Raw genomic sequence first — 14,028 nt, forward strand, 5'->3', positions numbered from 1 at the left:
CCATTCACACAAGTGGTCTTTGGTATAGATCACCGCTGAGCACCTCTCAGGAGCGTACCATGCCCGTAGTAACTCTGCCTGATGGCAGCCATCGCAGTTTTGCCGAACCCGTCAGCGTACACGACGTGGCCGCCGATATCGGTGCAGGCCTGGCCAAGGCCGCATTGGCTGGTAAAGTCGACGGCAGTCTGGTGGATACCAGTTACCTGATCGAAAACGACACCGATCTGGCCATTATCACCGAGCGTGACGCAGACGGCCTTGAGGTAATTCGCCACTCTACCGCCCACCTGCTAGCTATGGCGGTGAAGGAGCTTTTCCCGGAAGCCCAGGTCACCATTGGCCCGGTTGTGGATGACGGTTTTTACTACGATTTCAAATACGATCGCCCGTTTATCAACGAAGACTTGGCGCGTATTGAAAAGCGCATGACGGAACTGGCCAAGCAGGATCTGCCGGTTTCCCGTTCGGTGATGTCCCGCAGCGACGCTGTTGCACTGTTCACCGATATGGGTGAAGAGTACAAAGTTCGCATTATTGAAGATATTCCCGGTGAAGAAGACCTGTCGTTCTACCGCCAGGGCGATTTCATCGACCTGTGCCGCGGCCCTCACGTGCCCAGCACCGGCAAAATGAAAGCCTTCAAGTTGACCAAAGTGGCCGGCGCGTACTGGCGTGGCGATACCAGCAACGAGCAACTGCAGCGCGTGTATGGCACCGCTTGGGCCAACAAGAAAGATCTGAAAGCTTACCTGCACCGCATTGAAGAAGCCGAAAAGCGTGACCACCGCAAAGTGGGCAAAAAACTGGGCCTGTTTCACATGCAGGAAGAAGCCCCGGGCATGGTGTTCTGGCATCCGGACGGCTGGACCATTTATCAGAAAATGGAACAGTACATGCGCGATATTCTGCGTCGCCACGGCTACCAGGAAATAAAAACACCGCAGATTGTGTCCCGTACACTGTGGGAAAAATCCGGCCACTGGGATAAGTTCAAAGAAGGCATGTTCACCACTGAGTCGGAAAAACACGACTTCGCTATCAAGCCCATGAACTGTCCGTGCCACATTCAGGTGTTCAACCAGGGCCTGAAAAGTTACAAAGATCTGCCCCTGCGCCTGGCGGAATTTGGCTCTTGCCACCGCAACGAAGCTTCCGGCGCGTTGCACGGCCTGATGCGGGTGCGTGGCTTTACGCAAGACGACGCTCACATCTTCTGTGAAGAAGACGCCATCCAGCACGAAGTGTCGAAGTTTATCGACCTGTTGCACGAAGTGTACAAAGACTTCGGCTTCACCGAGATTCTGTACAAGCTGTCCACGCGCCCGGAAAAACGCGTGGGTTCTGACGAAGTGTGGGACAAATCCGAAGCCGCACTGGAAGAATCCCTGAACCGCGAAGGCGTTGAGTGGGAGCTTTTACCGGGTGAGGGCGCCTTTTACGGGCCAAAAATCGAGTTCTCCCTGAAAGACTGTATCGGGCGGGTATGGCAATGCGGCACCATTCAGGTAGACTTCAGCATGCCGGGCCGCTTGGGTGCGCAATATGTAGCGGATAATTCCGAGCGTAAAACACCGGTTATGCTGCACCGTGCCGTACTTGGCTCGTTCGAGCGGTTTATCGGTATCCTGATTGAGGAGTACGAGGGCGCGTTCCCGACATGGCTGGCTCCAACTCAGGTGGCAATTCTCAATATTACCGATAATCAGCGTGATTATTGTCAGAATCTGGCGGAAAAGTTGGATTCTTTGGGCTTTAGGGTTAATGCTGACTTGAGAAACGAGAAGATCGGCTTTAAAATCCGCGAGCATACTATTAACAAAGTTCCCTACCTTGTCGTTGTCGGCGATAAAGAAGTCGAGAGCAACGCCGTTGCGGTGAGAACCCGCAAAGGTGAAGATTTGGGAACCCTATCGCTCGAAGCGTTCGAGCAGCTTCTGAAAGAAGATGTTGAGCGCAAGGGCAGAATCAAGACGGAGATTTGACTATTAAACAGCGAACGAATCGGGGTGGGCGTACTCCAAAGGCGCCGATCAATGAGAATATTGATGCAACTGAAGTCCGCCTGATCGATGCCGAAGGCAATCAGGTAGGTGTAGTTCCGATCGAAGACGCCCTCAAGATGGCAGAGGAGGCGACCCTGGATCTGGTACAGGTTACAGATTCCGATCCGATCGTCTGTAAAATAATGGACTATGGCAAAAAAGTCTTCGACGAGAAAAAGGCGAAGGCTGCTGCCAAGAAAAAGCAGAAACAGACGCAAGTCAAAGAGCTTAAGTTCCGACCAGGAACTGAAGAAGGGGATTATCAGGTAAAACTACGCAACCTGGTACGTTTCCTTGAAGGCGGGGACCGCGGCAAAATCACTATCCGCTTCCGTGGCCGTGAGATGGCACACCAGGAAATTGGTATGAAGCTCATGGAACGCATCGAAGCAGATATTGATTCGCTGGCTCAGGTCGAAATGCGGCCGAAAATGGAAGGCCGGCAGATGACCATGATTGTGGCTCCCCGCAAAAAGAAGTGAATCTGACTCAATGATTCATCCCCTGCACCAAGCGGGGGATTTGTCGTTCAGGTTCACATTGATGTATCTAAAAACAGAATGCGGAGTTTTAAAAAATGTCTAAGATGAAAACCAAAAGTGGAGCGGCCAAGCGGTTCAAGAAAACTGCTACCGGCTTCAAGCACAAGTCGTCCTTCACCAGTCATATCTTGACCAAGAAGAGCCCGAAGCGTAAGCGTCAGCTCCGCGGTACCAAGCTGATTGCCAGGTCTGATGTGGCTGCAGTCAAGCGTATGCTCGCGTCATAAACGCTCACCGTACCTGAAAAGGTCAAGAAGGTAGAAGGAATTAAGTATGGCTCGTGTTAAGCGTGGCGTGGTTGCACGTCGTCGTCACAAGAAGATTTTAAAGCAGGCCAAGGGTTACTACGGTGCCCGTAGCCGTGTGTTCCGCGTTGCCAAGCAAGCGGTTATCAAAGCCGGTCAGTATGCGTATCGCGACCGTCGTAACCGTAAGCGTTCATTCCGCGCACTGTGGATTGCTCGTATCAACGCTGGCGCTCGTGTCAACGGCCTGTCATACAGCCGTTTGATCGCTGGCCTGAAAAAGGCGAACGTTGAGATTGATCGTAAGGTTCTGGCTGATCTGGCCATGAACGAGCAGCAGGCATTTGCTGCTGTAGTTGAGAAAGCAAAAGCATCTCTTTGATCGCTTAGCTCTTTCATCGATTACGAATCGAACCGGTGTCAGGCGCTGATTTATCAGCCCAACAGGCACCGTTTAATAGGGGAAGGGCACGCTCTTCCCCTATTTTTGTTTCAAGATTTCAAATTTTGAAATCCTCACTTCTGGTTTGGAGCAGGGTCAATGGAAAACCTGGAGCAATTGGTTCAGGGCGGTTTGACGGCAGTAGAGAAAGCCGAAAGCTTGCAGGCGCTTGATCAAATTCGTGTTGAATACCTCGGCAAGAAAGGCGTTATTACTCAGCAAGCCAAAACGCTGGGCAAACTCTCTGCAGAAGAGCGTCCCGCAGCCGGCCAGAAGATTAATGAGGCAAAAGGACAGGTTGAGCAAGCGATTAATGCCCGGCGCAGTGACCTTGAGCGAATCGCCATTGAGCATAAGCTCGCCGATGAATCCATAGATGTTAGCTTGCCTGGACGTGGCCAGGATCTTGGTGGATTGCACCCGGTTACCCGAACGCTCCAGCGTATTGAGGATTTCTTTTCTCGTGCCGGTTACACCGTGGAGCAGGGGCCGGAAATCGAAGATGACTACCACAACTTCGAAGCCCTCAACATTCCGGGCCACCATCCCGCCCGGGCAATGCACGATACCTTCTATTTTAATCCTGGCACCTTGCTGCGCACCCACACTTCTCCGGTGCAGATCCGCACCATGGAAGCCGGGAAGCCCCCATTTCGCATGATCTGCCCGGGGCGGGTTTATCGCTGTGATTCGGATATGACCCATACCCCTATGTTTCATCAGGTCGAAGGGTTGCTGGTCGAGAAAAATGTCAGTTTTGCCGATCTGAAAAGTACGGTTGAAGAGTTCCTACGGGTGTTTTTTGAACGCGATCTTCAGGTGCGCTTCCGTCCATCCTACTTCCCGTTCACTGAGCCCTCCGCGGAGGTGGATATTGAGTGGGGCCGGGAAGCCGATGGCAGTATAAAGTGGCTGGAGATCATGGGTTGCGGCATGGTGCATCCGAAGGTATTCGGTTACTGCGGTATCGATGCCGAGGAGTATCGGGGCTTTGCGTTCGGTATGGGTGTAGAGCGTCTGGCTATGCTCCGTTATGGCGTAAATGACTTGCGTATGTTCTTCGAGAACGATCTTCGGTTTCTGCGCCAGTTCCGTTAATACGTCGCTTTACGGCACCCAAATCAACAGGCGAAACAGCATCAGGATAAGGCAATAACCATGAAATTCAGTGAGCAGTGGCTGCGCGAGTGGGTTAATCCGGAGATCAGCTCTCAGGAGTTGATGGATCAGATTACGATGGCAGGTCTGGAAGTCGATGGCTTCGAGCCAGTAGCCGGCAAGTTTCAGGACGTTGTGGTTGGAGAGGTTCAGTCTGTTGAGCCCCACCCGGACGCCGACAAACTGCGTCTATGCCAAGTAAATGACGGCAGCCAGACGGTTCAGGTTGTGTGTGGTGCCCCCAATGTTCGCCAGGGCATGAAAGTACCTTTTGCAGTGGTTGGTGCTGTTCTGCCGGGTGACTTCAAAATCCGCAAAGCGAAACTGCGTGGCCAGCCTTCTGAGGGCATGTTGTGCTCCGAAGCTGAGTTGGGTTTGTCGGAAAACCATGAAGGCCTCATGGAATTGCCCTCCGATGCTCCGGTCGGCGCAGCGCTGAGTGATTATCTCAAACTCAATGACGTAGCCATCGACGTGGATCTGACGCCTAACCGCAGTGATTGTCTCTCTATCAAAGGCATTGCCCGCGAAGTCGGCGTGCTGAACAGCCTGGTCCCGCAGTCACCGCGGATTGATCCGGTTGAAGCTGTGCACTCTGAGGTGCCTGATATACGCGTTGACGCACCTGAGGGCTGTCCAAGGTATCTGGGCCGTATTCTTCGTAACGTGAACCTGCAAGCTGAGACGCCCTTGTGGATGCAGGAAAAACTTCGCCGGTCCGGCGTTCGGTCGATTGATGCCGCGGTGGATGTGACCAACTATGTGATGTTGGAGCAGGGTCAGCCCCTGCACGCATTTGATCGTGATGAGATCAGCTCAGGCATTGTTGTTCGCATGGCGCTTCCTGCGGAGAAACTGGTGCTGCTGGATGGTCAGGAAGTTGAGCTGACGGATCAGACGCTTGTTATTGCTGATCACGAAAAACCCATTGCTATCGCTGGCATTATGGGTGGCGAGCACTCCGGTGTGAGTCCCAAAACCCGTGATCTGGTGCTTGAGGCGGCCTATTTCGATCCGATCACTCTCGCAGGCAAAGCCCGTCATTATGGCTTGCACACGGATGCCTCGCACCGCTTCGAGCGTGGTGTGGACTATGAACTTGCCCGTGATGCTATGGAGCGTGCAACCCGGCTTTTGATGGATATTGTCGGCGGTGAGCCTGGCGAAATTGTTGAGGTGGCCAGTGCAGAACACCTGCCACAAGCTCGCACCATTGATTTTCGCTCAAAGCGCCTTGCCGACGTACTGGGCCTCGAAATCGACCGCACCACGGTTGAGGAAATCCTGATCAGGCTGGGTCTGGGCATTGATAAATTGCTGAAGAACGGTTGGCGCATCACGGTACCCAGCTTTCGTCCCGATATTTCGATCGAAGAAGATCTGATTGAAGAAGTGGGTCGCATCTATGGCTACAACAATCTCCCTGTTACCGAACCGACTGGCGCCTTTGGCCTGAGAGTAAACGACGAAGCAACCCGCCCAGTATCGGCTATACGTGACTATTTTGTTTCCCATGGTTACCAGGAGGCGATCACTTATAGCTTTGTGGATCCGAAAGTGCAGGCGCAGATAGATCCCGGGCATGAGAGCATCGCCCTGGCAAACCCGATTTCGTCGGACTTGTCTGTCATGCGGACAAGCCTTTGGAGCGGCCTGTTAAAAACCGTCGCTCACAACCAGAACCGACAGCAATCGCGCATCCGCCTGTTCGAGACAGGTTTACGTTTTCTGCAGGATGATCAGCGTATCGATCAGCAACCCATGCTTGCAGGTGTGGTTGTTGGTTCACAGTACCCTGAAAATTGGGCAAACGGTCGCAGAACTGCCGATTTCTTTGATGTAAAAGGAGAGTTGGAGGGACTGTTCAGTTTGCTGGGTATTGAAATCGGGTTTGCTGGTAGCAGGCATCCGGCTTTGCACCCGGGCCAGACGGCTGAACTCCTGCGGGATGGTGTACATGTCGGGTGGCTGGGCACATTGCACCCACAAGTTCAGAAAAATCTTGAACTTAATGGCACGATTCTGATGTTTGAGCTATCCTTGAATTCGATCGTTACCGGATATGTGCCTAATTTCAAAGAAATTTCAAAATTCCCGGAAGTTCGCCGGGATTTGGCTATTATTATCGGTGGTGAGGTCGCGTTTGCCGATGTTGAGCGTTTAACCCGAAAACATGCCGGCGAGCGCCTGACGGCGTTGCGTGCGTTTGATGTCTACGAAGGAGAGAGCCTGGGCGAGGGCAACCGGAGCCTGGCATTGAGCCTGTTCTGGCAGCATCCTGAGCGTACGTTGAATGAAGATGAGGTGCATTCGCTCTTCAACGGTGTCATCGACGCATTGAAGGAAGAGTTGGGCGCAATACTGAGGAGTTGAGAGATGGCGGCTTTGACGAAAGCGGAAATGGCAGAGCGCTTGTATGAGGAGTTGGGCCTGAACAAACGCGAAGCCAAAGAAATGGTGGAAGCTTTCTTCGATGAGATCAGAGGCGCGCTCAGCCACAACGAACAGGTAAAACTGTCGGGTTTCGGTAACTTCGACCTGCGCGATAAAAAGCAGCGCCCTGGGCGAAACCCGAAAACCGGTGAAGAGATTCCGATTAGCGCACGACGTGTTGTTACGTTTCGCCCGGGACAGAAACTGAAACAGAAAGTAGAAGCGTATGTTGGAACCCAGTCATAACAACGAACTCCCCGCTATTCCCGGGAAGCGTTACTTTACAATCGGTGAGGTGGCGGATCTGTGCGCTGTGAAAGCCCACGTTCTGCGCTATTGGGAACAGGAGTTCCCGCAGCTATCACCCGTAAAGCGCCGGGGTAATCGCCGGTATTATCAACGTGCGGATGTTATTACTATCCGGCAGATACGAAGCTTGCTGTATGAGCAGGGTTACACGATAGGTGGTGCCAAGCAGAAGCTTGGCAGCAACGAAGTGAAAGACGATACCACTCAGTACAAGCAGATTATTCGTCAGATGATATCTGAATTGGAAGAGGTGCTGGACGTACTTAACGCGCCAGTTAAATAGCCAAGCTCTTCGTACTAAAAAGCCGAAGTGATTCCTGTCGCTTCGGCTTTTTAGTATCTGAATTAATTTACTGCTTTTTACAGGTTTTTATACCCAGCAGTGAATACGCAGGGCAGATGCCCATCAGTGCAGTTGCCAGCGGCACAATGCCGATCCAACCCCAGGGTGTTTGCGGCCCGACAAACACCAGCGCCAGAAGTACAATGCCGACAAGGGCACGAATAATCCGGTCTGCAGAACCCATATTAACGCTCATGATCCATTCTCCTGTGTTGGTATGAGGCTACGGTTTTTACTTTAGCGCTCATCGCGAACCAGTTCAGTGATATAGTCACATTAGAGCTGTCCATATTAAAAAATCAAGGAAGATTCATGTTACACCACAGTATTCTGGAAACCCTGCCCCGGGAGCTTCAGAAGGAAGCTCTTGAATGTATTCAGGTTATGCGCTTTCCTCCGGGCAGGGTTCTGTTCCGGGCGGGCGAGCACTGCCAAGGCCTGCCTCTGATGCTCAGTGGTGCGGTTAAAGTCCAGATGACGGGCGTATCCGGAAACAGCATTGTTCTTTACCGCATGGGTGCAGATGATATTTGTACGCTTTCCATTGGTTGCTTGATGACCGGTTACGGGTATCGGGCAGAGGCCTTTGTAGAAGAAGAATCCGAAGCGGCCATTGTTCCGCGGGGGCTGTTCGACCGGCTGATGGATCAGTCTGCTGCCTTTCGCCTGGGTATTATGGAGTCGTATGGGCGCCGACTTGATGACCTGATGCTGCTCGTGGAAGAAGTGGCTTTTCGCCGCATGGATGAGCGTCTAGAAGAATGGCTGGCCGCCCGGTGCAGCCCTATCCGCATCACCCATCAAGAGCTGGCCGTTGAGCTGGGGACTGCCAGAGAGGTTGTCAGCCGGTTGCTGAAAGAGCTTGAGCGCAAGGGGAGGGTGCAATTGTCACGTGGCAGGATTGACGTGGCTGGCCTGTGAGGCTGACGCCCCGGAGTATCCCTCGATGGAACCCCAGAGGCGCGCGTTCAGTCTTATACTAATCGCAGTATCGAGTTACCAGTCAGTCACGGATTTAACTTCCAGGAACTCTTCCAGGCCCCAGACGCCGCCTTCGCGGCTGCCATTGCCGGACTGTTTCATACCGCCGAATGGGAAGCCAGCCGATCCCGACTTGCCGTTAACTTCCACCATCCCGGATCTGACCTGCCTGGCGAGCCTGCGGGCTTTCTCTTTATCGGAGGTCTGGATGTAGTTGGTAAGCCCGTAGAGAGTATCGTTAGCCAGCTCTATAGCTTCATCTTCTGTTTCAAAAGGCGTGATGGCCAGAACCGGACCGAAGATTTCTTCGCTCCAGATGGTCATGCCGGGTGTAACATCCGCGAAAACCGTTGGTTTCACGAAATAACCCTTTTCAAAACCTTCTGGCCGTCCTTCACCGCCGGCCACCAGCGTGGCACCTTCCTCGATACCCTGTTTGATCAACGCCTGAACCTTCAGGAACTGTTGCTTGGAGACTACCGGCCCAATATGACGGCCTTCGCTACCTGCGTGGCCCACGTCGGTTTTACCGGCGATCATCGCAGCGGTTTCAACGGCCTGCTTGTAAACTGACTTTTCCACCAGCATTCGCGTGGGTGCGTTGCAGGACTGACCTGAGTTAGCGAAGCAGTGGCGTACGCCACGGGTTACTGCCTTTTCATCGGCATCAGCAAAGATGATATTAGCGCCTTTGCCGCCCAGCTCCAGACCGACTCGCTTCAGGGTGTCCGCTGCTGCAATGGTGATTGCTTTGCCTGCGCGGGTTGAGCCGGTAAAGCTGACCAGATCAATATCCGGATGCTTGGAGAGTTGCGAACCAACGCCTGCACCATCGCCATTGACCAGGTTGAAAACGCCGTCCGGGAAGCCCGCGCTATCAATCATTTCTGCCAAAAGCATCGCCGACAGGGGCGAGATCTCAGACGGCTTGAGAACCACCGTGCAGCCTGCGGCAAGTGCCGGAGCTACTTTAAGCATCACTTGGTTCATCGGCCAGTTCCAGGGTGTGATCAGCGCACAGACACCTACCGCCTCGTGCAGGATGATGTTGTCTGGTGCGTGGTCACCAAGGGGGTGTTCGAAGTTGAAAGACTTCAGGGCCCGGATGGTGTTTTTCAGATGGGCCGCACCGGCGCCAACCTGTGCGCTTCTCGCAAGATCAATGGGTGCGCCCATTTCCTGGCTGATGGTTTGAGCCATCTCTTCCGCACGCGCCTTGTAGGTTTCGAATAAGCGCTCGAGCAGCTCAACACGTTGCTCTTTGGTAGACGCCGACCAGGCCGGAAATGCTCTTTTTGCAGCAGTGACAGCGTTATCCGTATCAGCCTGTGAGCCCAGAGTGATCGTGGAAAATCCTTTCTCATCAGAAGGGTTGATGACTTCCAGGTGCTGGGTTCCCTCTGGTTTGACCCACTTCCCATTAATGTAAAACTTGGTTGCATCCATCATGGTTCAGCTCTTTGTTGGAAATTTGAATTATGGTAACAGATTCGCGGCTTGTGCAGCTTGAACCGGAAAGGTTAGATAAACGCTTACACCCTCTCGTAAAGTATTTTGACCGGGAAATAACAGAGTTCAGCTACAGATGTTTTGTCTGTTCCAGCCCCGAGGCCTATGCCCTGAAATCCGGTGCCGCGGTGAGGGCTGATGGTCGTGCTGCAAGTGCTTAGGCATTATTTTATGTAAAGCGGGAGGGCACGGGTTGAATTGAGCGTGTGTTGCACTGATCTAAAGACTGTAACCATTAGAAATAGCCAATCAGGAGACTCGTCATGCATGTGTTCATTGCAGGAGCCAACGGACAGATAGGGCAACACCTGTTGCGGGAAATGGCCAACAGCGATCACGAGGCACGGGCCATGGTCCGGCACCCGGATCAGGGCCCGGAATTGCAGCAACTGGGCGCCACTGAAACCGTGCTGGGTGATCTGGAAAAAGATTGCAGCGAGGCTATGAAGGGCTGCGACGCTGTCATCTTTGCCGCTGGCTCAGGCCCTCATACCGGGCCGGATAAAACCACAGATGTGGATCAGGATGGTGCCATCCGTCTGATCGATACTGCTGCGGCCATGGGCATAAAGCGCTTTATCATCGTGAGCAGTATGGGTGCCGAGAAGCCGGATAACGGGCCTGAAAAGCTTCGTCATTACCTGCGAGCCAAGCACAATGCCGATGAGCATCTGAAAAGCAGCGGCCTGAACTACACCATTATTCGCCCGGGTCAGCTTACCAATGACGAGGGTACTGGCAAGGTTGCGGTCAGTGCGGGGAAGGAGAACTTCGGTAAGATTCCACGGCAGGATGTTGCCCGCGTTCTGCTGGCGGCGCTGGATGCGGATACGACCGCCGACCAGGTTTTTTATGTGGTGTCTGGTGATACGCCAGTAGCTGACGCACTGGCAAAACTGTAAAGCTCACAAGTTCCGTGACCGTCATTACGCCAAACCACATCATTGCGAACCAGGCGATGCCGAAAATTATGTGCAACACTTGACTGGTTATAGCGCAAACGCTGAGGTCAGTTATTGTTGACGGTTGGCGCGAAGGCTCTCGGGCTCGTCCGATGTGCGGCCAGCGGAGACCCGATTGCGCCCCTGAAGCTTGGCCTGGTAGAGTTCCTCGTCGGCCCTGGTAATAGCTTGATCCAGGGTGACATCTTCAGAGTGGCGGCTGGCGACACCGATGCTGATGGTGCATCGGATCGCCCTGCCGCGGTCATTGACCACCAGCTGCTCGATATTTTGGCGGAAACGCTCGGCCACTTTGAGGGCTTCCGCCTCGTCCGTTTCCGGCAGCAAAAGAGTGAATTCCTCACCTCCCCAGCGGGCCAGGAGATCGCCGAGGCGCCGGGATTTATCAAGCTCGTCGGCAATTATCTTCAACATCCTGTCGCCGACGGCATGGCCATATTGGTCATTGATGTCCTTGAAATGGTCAATATCGATCATAGCCACACAGATGTTTCTGTTCTTGCGCGTGACCAGACTCCATAGTGATTCAGCGACAGGCAGAAAACCGCGCCGATTGTTCAGGCCGGTCAGCAGATCAGTCTGGGCCTTTTGCTCTGCTGCTATTCTGGCCTCTTCGTTTTTACGAGCCAGATCGGCCAACGCCAACATCAACAGTATGGCATCCACTACCATACCGATGTCCACGGCGTAGTAGCCCAGCTGGGTATAAGGAATCATGCCGATGACCGTCAAGGCCGTCGTCGAAGCACCAGCAGCGGAGGCCAGTGTGCCCAACATGAAATAGCGTGCGGACTTGTTACCACTCACCCAGCTCGACACTCCCATGTACAGCATCAGTACACTGAACAGAGGCACAACCAGGAATGCCAGGCGCAGCGCCAGGCCCTGTTCGTCTAAGGCGAAACAGGCAACTAAGAGCGCGAAATAAGCCACGCCGATTGTCTGGATGATTCTGTGGAGCCATGGTCGGTGGCGTTGGGTGTTCAGAAAATTCGTCGCAAACGCCAGGCCGGAGCTGGCGAAACACAACATCAGCAGAGGTGGCGCCCACTGTTGCCAGCCCACCGCTTCGGGCCAGAGCAGGGCCATTCCGATACCGTTGTAGGACGCCGTCGTGGCCACAAAGCTGCCTGTGTAAAGCGAGTAGAACAGATAACGCCGCTGCCGAAGGCCGGCGAACAGCATCAGATTATAGGCAGCAAGGGCAAACATGACGCCGTAGACGAAGCTGTAGAGCGCCGTCTCTGACAGCTCTCGACTATGGCTGTCGGCAATACTGGAAAAATAGAGTGGCACCACCATTGGGTCCGCTGTCTCAATCCGCAGCAACAGCAGTGTCTCGCCGGACGGAAACGGGTAATCGGCACTGGGTATGCGTTTGGCGAGGGAGCGCTCATCCAGCGGGACACGATCGCCGCCGATAAAGTGCTGTGTCTGCCGGTCTTCTGTGATGAAAAAGAAGTCGACCTTTTCCAGCCAGCCTGTTCTGACGGACACGCGCCGCAAAATGGTGTCATCGGTCGGATTGAGAACATTCGCTACCAGCCAGATCGCACCGGAATTGATGCCATTAACTAATACGCTGGTCTCCGGGCGCTTCAGGACAGCGGGATTCCTGCGAATCAGGGACTGAACCTCGTCAACGGAGAGCACCTCTCCTTGTTCAGCGAGAAATGCCACCTGATCGACCATTGTGCTCTGGTAGACGGTTCGAACGTCAATGAGCGGCACTGATCCGTCGTCATGAGTTGATTCGGCCAGAGCGTACGCTGTCAGGTTCGCAATGGTCAGAAGGAAAATGAGGGGCCAATGCCGTCGCACTTAACTGTTCATCCGTTAATGTCGTTCTGTTTAGGTTGTAGGCAAATCTGCGACCTGCAATACCCAGTCATTTTTATCCGTTCACAGCGAAAGCAGCGTCACCCGAACCTCACCACGCAGCCGATCGACCGTTTCTTTATCGAACAACTCGGTCCCCGGCTGCATCACCGTCGCCGCACTGCAGGCAATGCCCTCACGTAACGCGTCCTGGTCCGACGCGCCCTGCGCCAATAGCCCCACCATGCCAGCCACCATCGAATCACCGGCGCCGACCGTGGAGATTACGGGGACGGAAGGCGCTTCCCCCTTCAGAACACTTGACGACGTCACCAGTAACGCACCCTCAGCTCCCATGGAGACGCAGACGCAGGTCACGCCCCGCTCCTGCAACCGGCGAGCTTCCCGAACGATAGCCCGCTGATTCGTCAGAGGCTGCCCGACCAGGGCTTCCAATTCGAAACGGTTGGGCTTGATCAGGAAAGGTTGGGCTTCGATCGCATGCCGCAGCAGCTCATCATGAGAGTCGACGACCGCGCGCCCCCCGGCTGCCCGCACCCGACTTACCGCTTCGGCGTAAAGGTCCTTCGGCAAGCCCCGTTGTAACGAGCCGGTAATAACCCCCAGCCCCTCACTGCAATGGGTCACGAATTGGTCGAGCAAATGTTCCCATTGTGCGGTCGACACCACAGGGCCGACACCACTGACCTCAAACTGGGCACCTGTCAGGCTCTCGAGAATGGTGCCATTGATCCGCGTTTCGCCATCCACTTCCTGATAACTGACCTGATCCAGCTGTGCATCCAGCTGATGGCGCAGGAATCGACCGATTTCGCCGGCGACAACACAGAAGGTGCAGGCTTGCACCCCAAGTCGTTTGAGGCCGCGACCGACATTGATCCCGTTACCGCCGGGATCGTAACGGGAATTCAGAGCATGAACCTTCTGGTCAGCAATCAGCTTGGGGATTTCATAGGTGATATCAACAGCCGGATTCAGGCTTAAAACGGCCACGGGCAGTTGTGTGAAAGCGTCGACCATCAAGTGCTCCTGGGTGGCGACGGTCTGCCGACGCCAATCAGCGGGAGGATGTAATGGCATCATAATACCGCTGACGCCCCTTTAACATTGCCCGGTCCCAGGTATTACCCAATGCTTGACCCTAATCAATACGCATCCCGCCCACCAGGCGCTGGCCAGATTAATCCAGCCTCCAAGCCTTGGGGTCCATGCTGACCATT

At 54.1% G+C, this 14,028-nt stretch carries 14 protein-coding genes; 10 read left to right on the forward strand and 4 right to left on the reverse strand.

Going from position 1 to position 14,028, the window contains the following annotated elements:
• Positions 1-59 precede the first annotated feature (59 nt).
• The 8 genes from thrS (at position 60) to BUA49_RS15815 (ending at position 7,457) form a co-directional block, all read left to right on the forward strand.
• Positions 60-1,985, forward strand: a complete 1,926-nt coding sequence (thrS, locus tag BUA49_RS15780; RefSeq protein ID WP_072799335.1) for a threonine--tRNA ligase — start codon at positions 60-62, stop codon at positions 1,983-1,985.
• Positions 1,982-2,527, forward strand: a complete 546-nt coding sequence (gene infC / locus BUA49_RS15785; RefSeq protein ID WP_072799336.1) for a translation initiation factor IF-3 — start codon at positions 1,982-1,984, stop codon at positions 2,525-2,527. The genes thrS and infC overlap by 4 nt, the downstream gene beginning before the upstream one ends.
• A 95-nt stretch (positions 2,528-2,622) precedes the next feature.
• Positions 2,623-2,814, forward strand: a complete 192-nt coding sequence (rpmI, locus tag BUA49_RS15790) for a 50S ribosomal protein L35 (protein WP_072799338.1) — start codon at positions 2,623-2,625, stop codon at positions 2,812-2,814.
• A 46-nt stretch (positions 2,815-2,860) separates the two neighbouring features.
• Positions 2,861-3,214, forward strand: a complete 354-nt coding sequence (gene rplT / locus BUA49_RS15795) for a 50S ribosomal protein L20 (RefSeq protein WP_072799340.1) — start codon at positions 2,861-2,863, stop codon at positions 3,212-3,214.
• Between the two features lie 159 nt (positions 3,215-3,373).
• Positions 3,374-4,372 (forward strand): phenylalanine--tRNA ligase subunit alpha, encoded by a 999-nt coding sequence (gene pheS, locus BUA49_RS15800; protein ID WP_072799341.1) that lies wholly within the window; start codon positions 3,374-3,376, stop codon positions 4,370-4,372.
• Positions 4,373-4,432: 60 nt separating this feature from the next.
• Positions 4,433-6,805 carry a phenylalanine--tRNA ligase subunit beta gene (gene pheT, locus BUA49_RS15805; protein ID WP_072799343.1) on the forward strand — a complete coding sequence of 791 codons (2,373 nt, stop codon included), beginning with the start codon at positions 4,433-4,435 and terminating at the stop codon, positions 6,803-6,805.
• A 3-nt stretch (positions 6,806-6,808) separates the two neighbouring features.
• Positions 6,809-7,111, forward strand: coding sequence for an integration host factor subunit alpha (gene ihfA, locus BUA49_RS15810; protein ID WP_071264800.1), 303 nt, complete (start codon positions 6,809-6,811; stop codon positions 7,109-7,111).
• Positions 7,092-7,457: a MerR family transcriptional regulator gene (locus BUA49_RS15815; protein WP_072799345.1), complete on the forward strand. Its 366-nt coding sequence runs from the start codon at positions 7,092-7,094 to the stop codon at positions 7,455-7,457. The genes ihfA and BUA49_RS15815 overlap by 20 nt, the downstream gene beginning before the upstream one ends.
• A 67-nt stretch (positions 7,458-7,524) precedes the next feature.
• On the opposite strand, the gene BUA49_RS15820 is transcribed toward BUA49_RS15815, so the two are convergent.
• Positions 7,525-7,713: a YgaP family membrane protein gene (locus BUA49_RS15820; protein ID WP_072799346.1), complete on the reverse strand. Its 189-nt coding sequence runs from the start codon at positions 7,711-7,713 to the stop codon at positions 7,525-7,527.
• Between the two features lie 116 nt (positions 7,714-7,829).
• On the opposite strand from BUA49_RS15820, the gene BUA49_RS15825 reads away from it, so the two are divergent.
• Complete coding sequence (locus BUA49_RS15825) at positions 7,830-8,438, forward strand: Crp/Fnr family transcriptional regulator (protein WP_072799348.1); 609 nt, start codon at positions 7,830-7,832, stop codon at positions 8,436-8,438.
• Between the two features lie 75 nt (positions 8,439-8,513).
• Here BUA49_RS15825 and BUA49_RS15830 read toward each other — a convergent pair whose 3' ends face one another.
• The gene (locus BUA49_RS15830) at positions 8,514-9,947 is read right to left on the reverse strand and encodes an aldehyde dehydrogenase family protein (protein ID WP_072799350.1); all 1,434 of its coding nucleotides are present in this window, start codon (positions 9,945-9,947) and stop codon (positions 8,514-8,516) included.
• A gap of 323 nt (positions 9,948-10,270) precedes the next feature.
• On the opposite strand from BUA49_RS15830, the gene BUA49_RS15835 reads away from it, so the two are divergent.
• The gene (locus BUA49_RS15835; protein ID WP_072799352.1) at positions 10,271-10,909 is read left to right on the forward strand and encodes an SDR family oxidoreductase; all 639 of its coding nucleotides are present in this window, start codon (positions 10,271-10,273) and stop codon (positions 10,907-10,909) included.
• Between the two features lie 111 nt (positions 10,910-11,020).
• On the opposite strand, the gene BUA49_RS15840 is transcribed toward BUA49_RS15835, so the two are convergent.
• Entirely contained in the window at positions 11,021-12,790 is a 1,770-nt protein-coding gene (locus BUA49_RS15840; RefSeq protein WP_072799354.1) for a diguanylate cyclase, read from the reverse strand.
• An 81-nt stretch (positions 12,791-12,871) separates the two neighbouring features.
• The gene (locus BUA49_RS15845) at positions 12,872-13,828 is read right to left on the reverse strand and encodes a 1-phosphofructokinase family hexose kinase (RefSeq protein WP_072799356.1); all 957 of its coding nucleotides are present in this window, start codon (positions 13,826-13,828) and stop codon (positions 12,872-12,874) included.
• Positions 13,829-14,028: the final 200 nt, after the last annotated feature.

This window comes from Marinobacter antarcticus (assembly GCF_900142385.1).
GTDB lineage: Bacteria > Pseudomonadota > Gammaproteobacteria > Pseudomonadales > Oleiphilaceae > Marinobacter > Marinobacter antarcticus.

Coding starts and splice junctions, on each gene's coding strand:
- thrS (WP_072799335.1), top strand. CDS start 60: ATGCCCGTAGTAACTCTGCCTGATGGCAGCCATCGCAGTTTTGCCGAA.
- rpmI (WP_072799338.1), top strand. CDS start 2,623: ATGTCTAAGATGAAAACCAAAAGTGGAGCGGCCAAGCGGTTCAAGAAA.
- rplT (WP_072799340.1), top strand. CDS start 2,861: ATGGCTCGTGTTAAGCGTGGCGTGGTTGCACGTCGTCGTCACAAGAAG.
- pheS (WP_072799341.1), top strand. CDS start 3,374: ATGGAAAACCTGGAGCAATTGGTTCAGGGCGGTTTGACGGCAGTAGAG.
- pheT (WP_072799343.1), top strand. CDS start 4,433: ATGAAATTCAGTGAGCAGTGGCTGCGCGAGTGGGTTAATCCGGAGATC.
- ihfA (WP_071264800.1), top strand. CDS start 6,809: ATGGCGGCTTTGACGAAAGCGGAAATGGCAGAGCGCTTGTATGAGGAG.
- BUA49_RS15815 (WP_072799345.1), top strand. CDS start 7,092: ATGTTGGAACCCAGTCATAACAACGAACTCCCCGCTATTCCCGGGAAG.
- BUA49_RS15820 (WP_072799346.1), bottom strand. CDS start 7,713: ATGAGCGTTAATATGGGTTCTGCAGACCGGATTATTCGTGCCCTTGTC.
- BUA49_RS15825 (WP_072799348.1), top strand. CDS start 7,830: ATGTTACACCACAGTATTCTGGAAACCCTGCCCCGGGAGCTTCAGAAG.
- BUA49_RS15830 (WP_072799350.1), bottom strand. CDS start 9,947: ATGATGGATGCAACCAAGTTTTACATTAATGGGAAGTGGGTCAAACCA.
- BUA49_RS15835 (WP_072799352.1), top strand. CDS start 10,271: ATGCATGTGTTCATTGCAGGAGCCAACGGACAGATAGGGCAACACCTG.
- BUA49_RS15845 (WP_072799356.1), bottom strand. CDS start 13,828: ATGGTCGACGCTTTCACACAACTGCCCGTGGCCGTTTTAAGCCTGAAT.